10 protein-coding genes are annotated in these 13,272 nt (G+C 71.6%); 6 read left to right on the plus strand and 4 right to left on the minus strand.

Translation table 11 applies throughout. The features are described 5' to 3' along the window. Positions 1-7 precede the first annotated feature (7 nt). Complete coding sequence (locus Pflav_RS09540) at positions 8-1,621, plus strand: amidohydrolase (RefSeq protein ID WP_173035463.1); 1,614 nt, start codon at positions 8-10, stop codon at positions 1,619-1,621. Positions 1,622-1,900: 279 nt separating this feature from the next. Here Pflav_RS09540 and Pflav_RS09545 read toward each other — a convergent pair whose 3' ends face one another. Continuing rightward, the gene (locus tag Pflav_RS09545; protein WP_269474483.1) at positions 1,901-3,514 is read right to left on the minus strand and encodes an MFS transporter; all 1,614 of its coding nucleotides are present in this window, start codon (positions 3,512-3,514) and stop codon (positions 1,901-1,903) included. 81 nt (positions 3,515-3,595) lie between these two features. Between Pflav_RS09545 and Pflav_RS09550 the strand changes: the two genes are divergently transcribed. Further along, positions 3,596-4,537, plus strand: a complete 942-nt coding sequence (locus Pflav_RS09550) for an RNA polymerase subunit sigma-70 (RefSeq protein WP_232071173.1) — start codon at positions 3,596-3,598, stop codon at positions 4,535-4,537. Here the strand turns inward: Pflav_RS09550 and Pflav_RS09555 are convergent. Next, positions 4,527-5,144 (minus strand): hypothetical protein, encoded by a 618-nt coding sequence (locus tag Pflav_RS09555; RefSeq protein WP_180201263.1) that lies wholly within the window; start codon positions 5,142-5,144, stop codon positions 4,527-4,529. The two genes, Pflav_RS09550 and Pflav_RS09555, sit on opposite strands and share 11 nt — an antisense overlap. Positions 5,145-5,323: 179 nt before the next feature. On the opposite strand from Pflav_RS09555, the gene Pflav_RS09560 reads away from it, so the two are divergent. Continuing rightward, complete coding sequence (locus Pflav_RS09560) at positions 5,324-6,538, plus strand: sensor histidine kinase (protein WP_173035469.1); 1,215 nt, start codon at positions 5,324-5,326, stop codon at positions 6,536-6,538. Beyond that, positions 6,535-7,206: a response regulator gene (locus tag Pflav_RS09565; RefSeq protein ID WP_173035474.1), complete on the plus strand. Its 672-nt coding sequence runs from the start codon at positions 6,535-6,537 to the stop codon at positions 7,204-7,206. The genes Pflav_RS09560 and Pflav_RS09565 overlap by 4 nt, the downstream gene beginning before the upstream one ends. Before the next feature lie 72 nt (positions 7,207-7,278). On the opposite strand, the gene Pflav_RS09570 is transcribed toward Pflav_RS09565, so the two are convergent. Continuing rightward, positions 7,279-10,551, minus strand: a complete 3,273-nt coding sequence (locus Pflav_RS09570; RefSeq protein ID WP_173035476.1) for a glycosyl hydrolase family 95 catalytic domain-containing protein — start codon at positions 10,549-10,551, stop codon at positions 7,279-7,281. Positions 10,552-10,900: 349 nt separating this feature from the next. Here Pflav_RS09570 and Pflav_RS09575 point away from each other — a divergent pair, with 349 nt between their 5' ends. Next, positions 10,901-11,686, plus strand: a complete 786-nt coding sequence (locus tag Pflav_RS09575; RefSeq protein WP_173035478.1) for an ArsR/SmtB family transcription factor — start codon at positions 10,901-10,903, stop codon at positions 11,684-11,686. Beyond that, positions 11,686-12,297, plus strand: a complete 612-nt coding sequence (locus tag Pflav_RS09580) for a dihydrofolate reductase family protein (RefSeq protein ID WP_173035480.1) — start codon at positions 11,686-11,688, stop codon at positions 12,295-12,297. Before Pflav_RS09575 ends, Pflav_RS09580 begins: the two co-directional genes overlap by 1 nt. A gap of 87 nt (positions 12,298-12,384) precedes the next feature. Here Pflav_RS09580 and Pflav_RS09585 read toward each other — a convergent pair whose 3' ends face one another. Continuing rightward, positions 12,385-13,203: an NAD(P)H-binding protein gene (locus tag Pflav_RS09585; RefSeq protein WP_173035482.1), complete on the minus strand. Its 819-nt coding sequence runs from the start codon at positions 13,201-13,203 to the stop codon at positions 12,385-12,387. Positions 13,204-13,272 lie beyond the last annotated feature (69 nt).

Here is a 13,272-nt window from a genome sequence, read left to right on the forward strand (position 1 = left end):
TTGCGGGATGTCCCGGCCTGACCTCGTCTTCGTCGGCGGCTCGGTCTTCGTGGGCGGCCGCTCCCGACCCGGCGGCGTCGCGGTGCGCGGCGGCCGCATCGTCGCCGTCGGCGACGAGGTCGGTGAGCTGGCCGGCCCGGGTACCGCCGTCGTCGACCTCGACGGTGGACTGCTGCTACCCGGGTTCACCGACGCGCACGCGCACCCGGTGTACGCGGGCATCCAGTTGCTCGGCTGCACCCTCGACCGGGACAGCGACGCCGCTGGGTATGTGGAAAACGTCCGCGCCTACGCCGCCGCACATCCGGACCTGCTGTGGATACGCGGCGGTGGATGGTCGATGGAGGCGTTCCCGGGCGGCACCCCGCGCAAGGAGCCGCTCGACGAGGCAGTACCCGACCGCCCTGTGTACCTGCCCAACCGCGACTACCACGGCGCCTGGGTCAACAGCCGCGCGCTGGCCCTCGCCGGCATCGACCGCGACACCCCCGACCCGCCGGACGGCCGCATCGAGCGCGACCCCGACGGCGCGCCGACCGGCATGCTCCACGAGGGCGCCGCGCTGCTCGTCGGCCGGCTGCTGCCGCCGCTCACCGAGCGTGACCTGGACACGGCGTTCGACCTCGCACAGCGGCACCTCTTCGCGCTCGGCGTCACCGGCTGGCAGGACGCGATCGTCGGCTCGTACCTGGGTCAGCCCGACCCACTCGCCACCTACCTGCGCGCCGACGCGGACGGCCGGCTGCGGGCACGGGTCACAGGTGCGCTGTGGTGGGACCGCGAGCGCGGCCTCGAACAGCTCGACGACCTCCGCGAACGCCGGACCACCGGGCGCCGGTTCGGCACGCCCGCCGTGAAGATCATGCTGGACGGTGTCGCGGAGAACTTCACGGCCGCGATGACCCAGCCGTACCGCGACGCGCACGGCCACGCCACCGGCAACGCCGGCCTGTCCTTCGTGGACCCGGCCGCGCTGCGCGAGTACGTGACCCGCCTCGACGCCGAGGGCTTCCAGGTGCACTTCCACGCGCTCGGCGACCGCGCCGTCCGGGAGGCACTCGATGCCGTCGAGGCGGCCCGCGGTCGCAACGGACCGGGCGGAGGGCGCCACCACCTCGCCCACCTGCAGGTCGTGCAGGCCGCCGACGTGGCGCGCTTCGCGCAACTTGGGGCCGCCGCCAACATGCAGCCGCTGTGGGCCTGTCACGAGCCGCAGATGGACGAGCTGACGATCCCGTTCCTGGGGGACGGGCTGGCCGCGCGGCAGTACCCGTTCGGCGACCTGTACCGCGCCGGCGCGCACCTCGCCTTCGGCAGTGACTGGCCGGTCAGTAGCCCCGATCCGCTGTGGGGAGTGAAGGTCGCGGTGACGCGGGTGGCGCCCGGGGAGGCGGAGGCGCCCTTCCTCCCGGAGCAGGCGCTCGACCTGTCGACGGCGCTCACCGCGTACACGGCCGGCAGCGCGTGGGTCAACCAGCACGATCGCGTCTGCGGGACCCTCGAGGTGGGGCTGGCGGCGGATCTGGTGACGCTCGACCGGGACCCGTTCGCCGGGCCGCCCGACGAGATCGACCTGGCGCGCGTCGTGCATACGTATGTCGACGGCGAGCGAGTCCACTAAGGGCCTGCGGGTGGCGATCGCCGTCGGCAGCACGGCAACGGCGTCTTCCGCGCGAGGCTACGCGGGACAGGCGCCGGGTCACCCGCGGTCGCGCCGCTGGCGGGCCATCGGCGCGACCGGGAGACGAGGGACGCTAGGCCTGTTCATGAGGTTTGCCGAGGCGAGCCGGGGTCCAGGCGACGTCTGGTGGTGGCGGGCGGCCCGGTTTGTAGGTGACCGCCCGACGCCGCCAGACGCCGTCTGGGCCCGGCGCAGCCCGGCAAGGATTGAAACAGGGCCCTAAGGGGCGGTACGTGTCTCGGCGAGTGTGGCTGCGGAAACGGCAGCCGCGTCGGCGCCCGGCGTTGCGGGTACCTGCCGGAGCAGCAGCGCTGCGGCGAGCGTGCAGGCTATGTTGAAGGACGCCGCAACATACGAACCGCTGCGGAACCCATCGGTGAGGGCGGCCGGGCCGGAGCCCGCAGCGACCGAGATCGCTACCGAGGCCACCACGGCCGTCCCCAGAGCACCGCCGATTTCCCGCGCGGTCTCCACCATGCCGCCGGCCAGACCGCTCACCTCGGTTGGTATGCCGATGAACGCGGCCACCTGCACTCCGACCTGCGACAGACCTAAACCCGCGCCGGTGAGCAGGAAGCCACCGAACAGACCGCCCCAGTAGCCGGCGTCGACCGGGGCCTGGGCCAGCCAGAGCAGGCCGGCCGCGGAGGCGGCCTGCCCAAGGGCGATCGTCCAACCCGGACCCAGCCGGGCGATCAGTCGGGGTGCCGGTCCTGCGGCGGCCACGACGGCGGTGGCGGCGATCGCCAGGTAGGCGAAGCCGGTGCGCAGCGCGGAGTACCCCAGCACCTGCTGCATGAACAGCGACGCCTGGAAGATCGTCGCGAAGAACGAGGCGAAAACTAACGCGGCCACCAGGTTGGCGGCGTTCAAGGTGCGGCGGCGAAACATCGACAGTGGCACGAGCGGTTGCCGCGCGCGATGCGCGACGAGCACGAAGAGTGCCAGTGCCGCGACTCCCGCGGCCAGGAACCCGAGCGTCGTGGCAGAAGTCCAGCCGCGGTCGACGCCCTTGTTGATGGCGTAGACGATCGCCATAAGCCCTGCGGTGATGGTGACCGCACCAGGGATGTCGGCCCGCCCCCGCCCCTTCCGCCCGGCGCCGCCCGGGTCCGGCAGGCGCGGTTGGTTGGCGGTTTCCGTCTCCGGGAGGTGAAGCGGGCCGCCGCCCGGGTCCGGCAGGCGAGGTCGGCGGGCGGCGACCGCGCCCGTCACACCGCGGGCGGCGGTGTGCTCACGAGCGGGGGAGGGCGGCGGGTCGGCGGGGATGTAGCGCACTGTCAGCGCGACCATCGCTGCGCCCACCGGCACGTTCAGGTAGAAGATCCACTCCCAGCCGGGGCCGGCGGTCAGCAGGCCGCTGAGCACCACGCCTGCGGAGGCCGCGCTGCCACCGACCGCGCCGAAGATGCCGAGGGCCCGGTTGCGGGCCGGCCCCTCGGCGAACGTGGCGGCCACGATCGCCAATGCCGCCGGCGCGGCCAGAGCCGCACCCAGCCCTTGGCCCGCGCGGGAGGCGACCAGCTGCCAGAACGAACCGGAAAGGCCAGCGGAAAGTGAGGCCAGGGTGAAGATACCGAGACCGGCCAGCAGGACGCGCCGGCGGCCGAGCAGGTCACCAGCCCGGCCGCCGAGCAGGAGGAGACCGCCGAGCACGAGGCCGTAGGTGATCACGACCCACTGGAGGTCGTCCTGGGCGAGCCCGAGGTCGGCCTGGACGGAGGGGAGAGCGACGTTCACGATGGCGATGTCGAGCGTGATCATGAATTGGGCGCTGCACACCAACGCGAGGATGATCCCCGTGCGGAGTGGCGGCCGTGCGTGGTTGACCATGCCGGCTAGAACTTGTGGCGACCCGCAAACTCGTCGCGACGACTTTTCCGCGCGGGCGGAGTCTGAACAGGTATGCCCATCGTGAGACCCGCACAGGCCGCCGCCGTCCCAGGACGAGAGACCGACCTGGAGGAGTTCCGGCGGCCGCTGCTCGCGTATTGCTACCGGATGCTCGGGTCGCACCACGAGGCCGAGGACGCGGTGCAGGAGACGATGATCCGGGCCTGGCGCGGACTCGCCCGGCTCGACGGTTTGGGCGGCCTGCGGGCCTGGATGTACAAGATCGCCACGAACGTGTGCCTCGACACGCTCGGCGACCGCCGGGGCCGGGCGTTGCCCATGGACCTCACCACACCCGCCGAGGCGAGCGGTGAGCTTGGCGTGCCGCTGGTCGAGTCGACCTGGGTACAGCCGATCCCCACCCGGCTCGTGGCCGGCGACGACCCGCTCGAGCGGGCGGTGAGCAGCGAGTCGATCCGGCTCGCGTTCGTCGCCGCGCTCCAGTTCCTGCTGCCGCGCCAGCGGGCGGTGCTGATCCTCCGCGACGTACTGTGCTGGCGGGCGGCCGAGGTGGCGTCCCTTTTGGACACCAGCGTCGACGGCGTCAACAGCACGCTGCGGCGGGCCCGGGCGGCGCTTGCCGAGGCGCGCGGCGCGGACCCCGCACGCGCGGGCGCGGAGGCGGTCGACCCGGCGCTCCTTGCCCGGTACGTCGACGCGTTCGAGCGCTTCGACGTCGACCGCATCGTCGCGCTCCTGCGGTACGACGCGGTCGTTTCCATGCCGCCGTACGCGTTCTGGCTGCACGGCCGGGACGCGTTCCGCGACTTCCTGCGCGCGGGCAGGGTGGGGTGCGAGTACCGGCGCGGGGTCGCGACCGAGGCCAACGGGGTGCCGGCCGTGGCGATGTACGGCCCCTCCGGCCAGCCCAGCGCCCTTCATGTACTGGAGTGGCGCGCGGGCCGGGTCGCGACCCTGCACGCGTACCTCGACCCGGCCCTCGTCCCGCTCTTCAGCCCCTGACCGGCGGCGCCGCTCCCGCCATCCGGGAGGAGCGGCCTTCCACCGGCACAGCCCTGGGCGTCCGCAGTGCCGCGCTCAGCCAGATCAGCGACCCGCCGGCGAGCACGTGCACCGCGCTGGTCAGCGGCGAGTCGGGCAGCGGGGCAAGGACGGCCAGCAGGGTGAACGCGGCGCCGTACACAGCGGCCGGCAGCGGCGGCAGCACGCGCGCGAGCAGCATCGACACGCTGAATAGGATCGTGCCGATCACGAAGACCAGCGCGCTGCCGAGCACCGCGAACCGGGTCGGGCCGGCCAGCACCTCGTCGGCGACCGCCTCGTCGACGTAGTAGAGAACCAAGTTGAGGGCGAACGCAACTCCGGCGAAGAGGCCGAGACCGATGAGGTTCACGGCGTACGCCACCGCGCCGAAGCGGCCCGACTCGGCGTGTTGGCGCAGGTAGAGGGCAGTGAGCGCGGGCGCGCCGAACGCCACGCCGACGCCGACGACGAAGCTGGTAGCGGCGGTCTCGCCGGTAAACGCCTCGACGAGGCCGGGTACGGCTGTGGACAGTCCGAGGACCACGCCGCAGGCGGCCCCGAAGCGCAGAAGCCAGGTTGTGGACATCGCGAGCACCTTCCTTCCGGTACATGTCCGCGGTGACGCTAGGTGCGCACGACGACCCGCGGTAAGTGCCGGGAAGCCAGTCGATCGGCACATGCGGAACGGCCAGAATGAGGTCGCGGGTGGTCCAGATCCCGGCGTGCGGTCGTAGCCTGCGGTAGAGGCGGCGAAAGGAGTACCGGATGGATCGTCCCCGGCGGCCCCTCCCATGGGCGGTGGCCGTGGTGTACGGCGCCGTGCTCGCCGGCGGTGTCTACTGGTCGCTGGTCGGCGAGGGCCTTGACCGGCCGGGCCGACTCGCCGGCTTCGTTCTCGTGCTCGCGCTACTCTTCGGCATCGAGGTGCTCGAATGGCGCCGCTGGCCGGCACCCGCTGCCAGCGTCCGTCCGCCAAGACAGGCCATCGCCGAGCGCGACGCCCGAAAGGACACCAGGAGCGAGGGCCGCTGGGCGGCGGCTGGCTTCCTCGCCGCGCGGGTCGGGCTCTTTACCGCGGCCGCGCTGCTGGACGGATCGGGTACCTCGCGGGCGCTCTTCGTGCTGGTGCCGTTCGTCGCCTACTTCGCGTTCGGGCGGGCCACCAGCGTCGCCCTCGCCACCGCCTGCGTCGCCCTCATCGTGACCGGTTTCAGTGTGTCCACACCGGACTGGTACCGGGACGCCGAGTACGTGTCCGACCTCCTCATGTTCACCATCGGCCTCGTGCTCGCGGTGTGCATGGCAGCGGTCGCGAGCGCCGAGTGGGCGGCCCGCTCCCGCTTGGAGAGCACGCTCGACCGGATCGCCGAGATCTCCGCCGCGATGGAGCGCAACCGGGTCGCCCGCGACATCCACGACAGCCTCGGCCATCACCTCACCGCGATCGCGATCCAGCTGGAGAAGGCAACCGCCTTCGCCGACCGCGACCCCGGACTCGCCACGCAGGCGATCGAAGACGCGCGCGGGTCGGCGCGGGAAGCGCTCGCCGACGTGCGCCGCTCGGTGCACGCGCTCCGTGAGGAGGGGACGCCGTTCTCGCTCCGGGACGCGCTCGCCGACCTCGCCCGCGACGCGGGGGAGCCGACGGTGACCGTGACGGTGACCGGGGAGCCCGACCGGTACGACGCCACGGCGCTAACAGCGCTCTACCGCGCCGCGCAGGAAGGACTGACCAACGCACGCCGCCACGCGGAAGCGAGCGTGGTGACGGTGTCCGCCGCGTTCGACGAGGGGGCCGCACGGCTCGTCGTGGCGGACGACGGGCGGGGGTTCGTGACACCGGGCGAGGGGTTCGGGCTGCTCGGCATGCGCGAACGCGTCGAGCTGGTCGGCGGCGACGTCAAAGTCGACAGTGGACCCGGCGCCGGTACCGTCATCACCGTGACCATCCCGCACGCGCGCGACTGGAGCGCCGCGTGAGCGAGGCAGTGCGGGTGCTCGTCGTCGACGACCAGCAGCTGGTGCGCGAGGGCATCGCATCGCTGCTCGGCATCCAGCCCGGCATCACGGTCGTCGGCACCGCGGCGGACGGGAAAGCCGCCGTCAACGCGGCCATCGAGCTCGCCCCGCACGTCGTGCTGATGGATGTCCGGATGCCGGAGATGGACGGCGTCGAGGCGGCCGCGATCCTGCACCGGCGGGCGCCGGAGATCCGGGTCATCATGCTGACCACGTTCGACGACGAGGAGTACGTGCTGCACGCCCTGCGCGCCGGTGCGAGCGGCTACCTGCTCAAGGATCTGCCCGCCGCCGACCTCGCCCAAGCGGTACGGCTGGCCAACGCGGGCGTCGCGCAGCTCGACTCGTCGGTCACCGCCAGCCTCGCCGCCGCCTTGGCCCGCGGCGCCGCCCGCCCGGTCGCGCCGCCGCCCGCGCCCCGCCCCGACGAGGCGCTGACCGCCCGTGAGATCGAGATCCTGCGGCTTGTCGCGACCGGCTCCACGAACCGGGAGATCGCCGGCCGGCTATTCCTGAGTGAGGGGACAGTCAAGAACCACATCTCGCGCATCCTCGGCCGGCTCGGCCTGCGGGACCGGACCCAGGCCGCCGTGTACGCGCACGACCACGGACTGCTCCCCGACCGCTGACGCCGCGAGAGGCCACCAACGAGGGACGGCCGGCGCACCAGCGCCGGCCGTCCACAATGGTTGATTCGCTGGTCAGCCGAACGCGAGCGCCTGCCACCTGGCCACGTCGGCCGCGGACAGGGCCGACGGGAAGATGGCCACGCGGTCCACCTCGCCGGTCAGGCGTTGCCCGCCACCCTGGTCCGCCGCGAACCGCAGCTCGCGGTTGTTGCAACCGAAGATGGCCGGACCCACCTGGGCCGTCCCCGCCACCCGACCGTCGAGGTAGACGGTCAGGTCGCCCTCGTCGAGGGTGACCACGACGTTGACGTACCGGCCCGTGGGCACCACCGCGTTGGTGGTGACGCCCTGGCCCGCGCCGATGAACCGGACCTGGTTGGACGGGGTCAGGTCGATCAGCACGCCGTCGGTGCCCGGGTCGCCGCCAGGCTGGGAGTCGAAGAGCCGGCGGTAGCTGCCGCTCGTCGTCGCCTTCACCTCGGCCGCGAACGTGGCCTTCGGCAGGTACCCCAGCGTCGTCGGCGCGGTGCGTAGGAACTTGCTGCCGTTGAGCACCAGTGAGCTCGGCGTCGGGCCACCGGTCGTGTACTCGGCTCCGCCCTGGACTGTGGCGTCCCGGTTGTACGACGACACGTCGTCCACTGTGTCACCGCTCGCCGGGTCCCACGCGACGAGGGGCCGCGCCGGGTCGGGGATCGGGCAGGGCGGTGGCACCGGCAGATGCACCGTGGCCTGGCCGACTGCCCGCCAGTCGGGGCCGATCAGCCTGGCCGTCAGCCGGGAGTCGCCCGGCGTCGCGGCGTCGGTGACCGTCACCGTGAAGCGGTACACCTGCGAGTCACCGGCCTGAAGACGCGGCACCTGCACCGTGCCCGGCCGGACCGTCCAACCTTCCGGCACGGCCAGCCGCAGGCTCGACTGCGGAACGTTCGCCGCCGCGCTCACCGTCACGGTGACCGGTGCCGAGTCGCCGACCTCCAGAGTGGAGGGTGCGGACACGGCCACGCCGACCTCGGCGGTGGCCACGTACCGGTGGCCCTTGCGCGCCGTGAACTTGACCCGCTCGCCGTTTCCCTCCGCCTGTACGGTGCGACCGGTGGTCGCGTCGACGAGGCGGTACGGGCCGGCGAAGAGCGTGCTGCGCAGCGCCACGTCACCCGTGGAGCCGGCGGTCACCGCGATCTCCTGCGCCGCACCGCTCGCCCACCGCGTGTCCACGGTGAGGTCGCCGCGAGCCCGCAGGCCCTTGACCGAGCCGTCCGGCCACGTGCCAGGCAGGGCCGGCAGCACGTGTACGTCACCGGTGTGGCTCTGGAGCAGCATCTCCGCGACACCAGCGGTGGCGCCGAAGTTGCCGTCGATCTGGAACGGCGGGTGCGTGTCCCACAAGTTGGAGAGCGTGCTGAACCGGAGCTGCTCGCTCAGCATCTTGTGGGCGTGGTCGCCGTCCAGCAGGCGGGACCAGAAATTGATCTTCCAGGCCTTGCTCCAGCCGGTACCGCCGTCGCCGCGCGCGGTCAGCGAGACCTTGGCGGCCGCCGCGTACTCGGGGTCGGTCAGCGGGGCGATCTGGCTGCCCGGGTGCAGGGCGAACAGGTGGGAGACGTGCCGGTGCTGGTCGTTGGGGTTGTCCCAGTCGCCCTTCCACTCCTGGAGCTGCCCCCACGAGCCGATCCGCGTACCGGGGTCGAGCTGCGCGAGCGCGCCCTTGACGGTGTTGCGGAACGGTCCGTCGCCGCCGAGCACCTTGCCGGCTTCGAGGAAGTTGGAGAACAGGCTCCACACGATCTGCTGCGACATCGAGGCGCCCGCGGTGAACTCACCGTTCTCCGGGGAGAAGCTCGGCGAGACCACCAGCTTGCCGTCGCGCGGGTCGACCACGAGCTCGTCCAGCCAGAACTCGGACAGCTCCCGCATAATCGGGTACGCCCGCTCCCGCAGGAACGCGGTGTCCTTTGTGAACTGGTAGTGCTCCCAGTAGTGCAGAGCCAGCCACGCGCCCGCCTCGGGGAACCAGAACGACTGCGGGTAGTTGTGCAACCCGGTGAAGCCGTACGGGTTGGTCTCGTTGTTGACGACCCAGCCGCGGTTGCCGTACATGTACTGCGCGGTGTGTCGGCCGGGTGGCGCCATCGCGTCGACGTAGTCGAAGAGCGGCGCGGTGGTCTCCGAGAGGTTCGTGGTCTCGGCCGGCCAGTAGTTCATCTGCAGGTTGATGTTGACGTGGTAGTCGGCGTCCCACGGCGGGTTCGTCGAGTTGTTCCACACGCCCTGGAGGTTGGCCGGGAGCGAGCCGTCCCGGGACGAGGCGATGAGCAGGTAGCGCCCGTACTGGAAGAAGAGCGTCTCCAGCGCCTTGTCCGCCGGGCTGCTGCCGTCCACGTAGGACTTCAGCAGCTCGTCGGTGGGTACCCCGGGCATCGCCTGTCCGATGTCGAGCGACACCCGGTCGAAGAGCTCCTGGTAGTCGGCGCGGTGTGCGGCCAGCAGGTCCTCGTAGGACTTGGCAGCGGCACCGTCGACCTTGGCGGTCACGGCGGCGTGCGGGTCGGGGCCGCGGTAGGACGGGTACCGGTCGGCGTAATCGGTACCCGCGCCCAGAATCACCACGGCCGAGTCGGCGCCGCTCACCGTGACGGTGCCGTCGGCGTTGTCGGCTCGTGAGCCGCCCTCGTTCCGTACCTGGATCTGGCTCTCGAACTTGAGCTTGTTGTCGTTGAGCGCGCCGGCGAACGTGATCCGCCCGCCCGCGGCGGTGGTGGTCTTCGAACGGTTGTTGGGCGCGGTGACGCCGGTGGTGAACGCCACCTTGCCCGGCTGGTCCGCGCTCACCCGCACGACGAGCACGCCGTCCGGGTTGCTGGCAAAGTACTCGCGCGTGTAGCGCACGCCGTCGTCCACGTAGGACACGCGGGCGACCGCGTGGGCGATGTCGAGCTCGCGGCGGTACTCCTGAACCGTGCCCGGGTCGGCGGGGAGCCGGAGGGTCAGGTCGCCGAAGGTGTTGTACGACCCGAAGCCGCTCTTGGGCTGCCCGAGCCGGTTTGCCACCTCCTGCGGGCTGATCCGCTGCCGCGCGTCGAGGTCGCGCTGCACCTGCTCGATCGCGCCGGGGCGGGGCGAGGTCCAGTTGCCGAAGTTGTATCCCTGCGCGGAGCCGGGGCCGCCGGTCCACAGCGTCTTCTCGTTGAACTGCACGGTCTCGGTGGCCAGGCCGCCGAAGACCATGCCGCCCAGGGCGCCATTGCCGATCGGCAGCGCCTGGGTCTCCCAGTTGGTGGCCGGCTCGTCATACCAAAGGGTGAGTGGATCTCCTGCGGCGGTGGGACCGACGGGAGCGGCCATGACGGGGGATGGGCCGCCCAGGCGGGGGCGACCGTCACGAGGGTGGCGGCGACGCCGATGGCCAGCAGGCGCCGCAGCCGATGGTGGGGGAGGACGGACATGAGGCAACAACTCCTGTCATCCGATGTTTCCTCCGTGAGGTTACGGACGACATCAAGATGAAACAAGAGTTGATCGTGATACCTCCGATGTCTTCCGCGCCCCTGAGGTGCGCCAGCCACCGGCTCAGCGTTGATCTTCTCATCCCGATGGAACGCGACGACCTGTGGAGCTGGGCGGCGATTGACATGCAGTCGATCGGCTGCATATTGTCAAAGGCAGCCAAGCGGCTGCCTAACGGATGGCGACGATGGACGACGTATTCAAAGCACTCGCGGACCCCAGCCGCCGCCGGTTGCTCGACCGGCTCAACGAGCGCAATGGACAGACCCTGCAGGAGCTCTGCGCGGGCCTGGATATGGCACGGCAGTCGGTGAGCAAGCACCTCGCGGTGCTGGAGGCGGCCCGGCTGGTCAACACGGAGCGACGAGGGCGGGAGAAGCTGCACTTTCTCAACGCCGAGCCGATCAACGCCATCGCCGACCGGTGGATGACGCGATACGACCGGGCGCGGGCCGACGCGCTCACCGATCTCAAGCACGCCTTGGAGGAGCGGACGATGACCGACAAATTCGTCTACATCACCTACATCAAGTCCACACCGGAGCGCACCTGGGAGGCGATCACCGACCCAGCCTTCACGAAGCGTTACTGGGGCCTCGCCCTCAGGTCGGACTGGCAAGTTGGCAGCACGGTCAGTTGGGAGCTGGACAAGCTGACCGTCGCCGACGGCGAATCGGTGGTGCTCGCCGCGGAGCCGCCGCGCAGGCTCAGCTACTCGTGGCACTCGATCACGCCGGAGTTCGTGGCGGCGTACGGCGACGACCACGAGTTCCTCCGGAGGGCGTCGGCCGAGCGCCGGTCGAAGGTGACGTTCGACATCGAGCCCGCCGGTGACCTGGTCAAGCTCACTGTGACGCACGACGACTTCGACCCCGGCAGCGTCGTGCTCGAGGGCGTCTCGCAGGGCTGGCCGTCGATCCTGTCGAGCCTCAAGACGCTGCTGGAGACCGGTGAGCCGCTGGCGGTGGACTGATGCGGCTGACGGTCACCGAGTTCCTGTCGCTGGACGGCGTCGCGCAGGGGCCGGGCTCGCCGGACGAGGACCGCGGTGACGGGTTCACCCAGGGCGGCTGGATGGTCCCGCACATGGACGAGGCGTTCCTGGATGTCGCGGCCGACTGGCTGGGCGGGGCCGACGCGTTCCTGTTCGGGCGCCGCACGTACGAGAACTTCGCCATCGCCTGGCCGAAGGTCACCGACCCGGACGACCCGTTCGCGCCGAAGTTGAACGGGCTCCCAAAGTTCGTCGCCTCGCGGACGCTGACCAGCGCGGAGTGGGCGCCGAGCACGATCCTCTCCGGCGACCTGGCGACGGAGGTGGCCGCACTCAAGCGGCGGCCGGGGCGGGAGCTACAGGTCCACGGCAGCGCGGAGTTGGCCCAGTCGCTGCTGGCGGCCGGGCTGGTCGACGAGTTCCGCCTGGTGATCGCGCCGGTGGTGTTGGGCCATGGGCGCCGCCTCTTCCCAGTCGGCGGCGCGCCCGCGGGACTGCGGGTGACCCGCAACGAGACCACGCCGGGCGGCCTGGTCATCCAGGTCTTCGAGACCATCGGGGCGCCGCGGTACGGCACGTACCCCGGATAGGACGGCGCGGCCCTCGGGGGCCGCGCCGTCGCGGTCCACATGTGGACGGCGACCCCCGTGCTCGCCGTCCACAGGCCCGACGACCGGTCAGCTCGGGTCCCACACCCCGGTCGCCGCCGCGGCCCGGACGAAGTCGCGGAAGTCGCGGGCGTCGTTGCCGGTCACCCGTTTCACGTCGTCGGTGACGTGGGCGTTGCGACCGTCCAGGATGCGGGCGAACAGGTCGGTCAGCGCCGCCGCCTCCTCCACCGGCACCCCGCCCGCGACCATGCGCGCCGTGCACTCCTCTGGCGTGACGCTCTCGAAGCGCACCGCTCGCCCCGACGCGGCCGAGATCTCCACCGCCGCCTCCGCGAAGGTGACCAGGCGCGGGCCGGTCAGCTCGTACACCTTGCCGTGGTGACCGTCCTCGGTGAGCGCCGCCACGACCACGTCCGCGACGTCCTCCAAGTCGACGAACGGCTCAGGTACGTCCGTGGGGAGCGCGATCTCGCCGGCCAGCACCGGCGGGAGCAGGAAGTGCTCGTTGAAGTCCTGGGCGAACCAGGTCGCGCGGACAACGGTCCACTCGGCGCCGGACTCCCGTACCCCCCGCTCGCTGACCTCGGCCTCCTCCTCGCCGCGACCGGAAAGCAGCACCAGCCGCTCGACGCCGGCCGCGGCGGCCCCTTCCGCGAAGGCCCGGATCGACTCTGCGGCGCCGGGGAAGGCGAGGTCGGGGTAGTAGGTGATGTAGGCGGCGGTGACGCCCTCGAAGAGCGGGTTCCAGGTGTCGGGGTCGGCGTTCCAGTCGAACGGCGGCTGGCCCGAGCGCGAGCCGACGCGGACCGGGAGGCCCTGGGCGGTGAGACGGTTGTTGACCCGGCGGCCCGTCTTGCCCGTGCCGCCAATCAGTAGGTATGTCATGCGTTTATTCCACCCGTGGGCGGCCGTGGCAACCATGGGCGACGAGCGCACGGGCATACGCGATCGTCT

The organism is Phytohabitans flavus (assembly GCF_011764545.1).
In the GTDB taxonomy this organism is placed as follows: Bacteria; Actinomycetota; Actinomycetes; order Mycobacteriales; family Micromonosporaceae; genus Phytohabitans; species Phytohabitans flavus.

Coding starts and splice junctions, on each gene's coding strand:
- Pflav_RS09540 (WP_173035463.1), top strand. CDS start 8: ATGTCCCGGCCTGACCTCGTCTTCGTCGGCGGCTCGGTCTTCGTGGGC.
- Pflav_RS09545 (WP_269474483.1), bottom strand. CDS start 3,514: ATGGTCAACCACGCACGGCCGCCACTCCGCACGGGGATCATCCTCGCG.
- Pflav_RS09555 (WP_180201263.1), bottom strand. CDS start 5,144: ATGTCCACAACCTGGCTTCTGCGCTTCGGGGCCGCCTGCGGCGTGGTC.
- Pflav_RS09560 (WP_173035469.1), top strand. CDS start 5,324: ATGGATCGTCCCCGGCGGCCCCTCCCATGGGCGGTGGCCGTGGTGTAC.
- Pflav_RS09570 (WP_173035476.1), bottom strand. CDS start 10,551: ATGGCCGCTCCCGTCGGTCCCACCGCCGCAGGAGATCCACTCACCCTT.
- Pflav_RS09575 (WP_173035478.1), top strand. CDS start 10,901: ATGGACGACGTATTCAAAGCACTCGCGGACCCCAGCCGCCGCCGGTTG.
- Pflav_RS09580 (WP_173035480.1), top strand. CDS start 11,686: ATGCGGCTGACGGTCACCGAGTTCCTGTCGCTGGACGGCGTCGCGCAG.
- Pflav_RS09585 (WP_173035482.1), bottom strand. CDS start 13,203: ATGACATACCTACTGATTGGCGGCACGGGCAAGACGGGCCGCCGGGTC.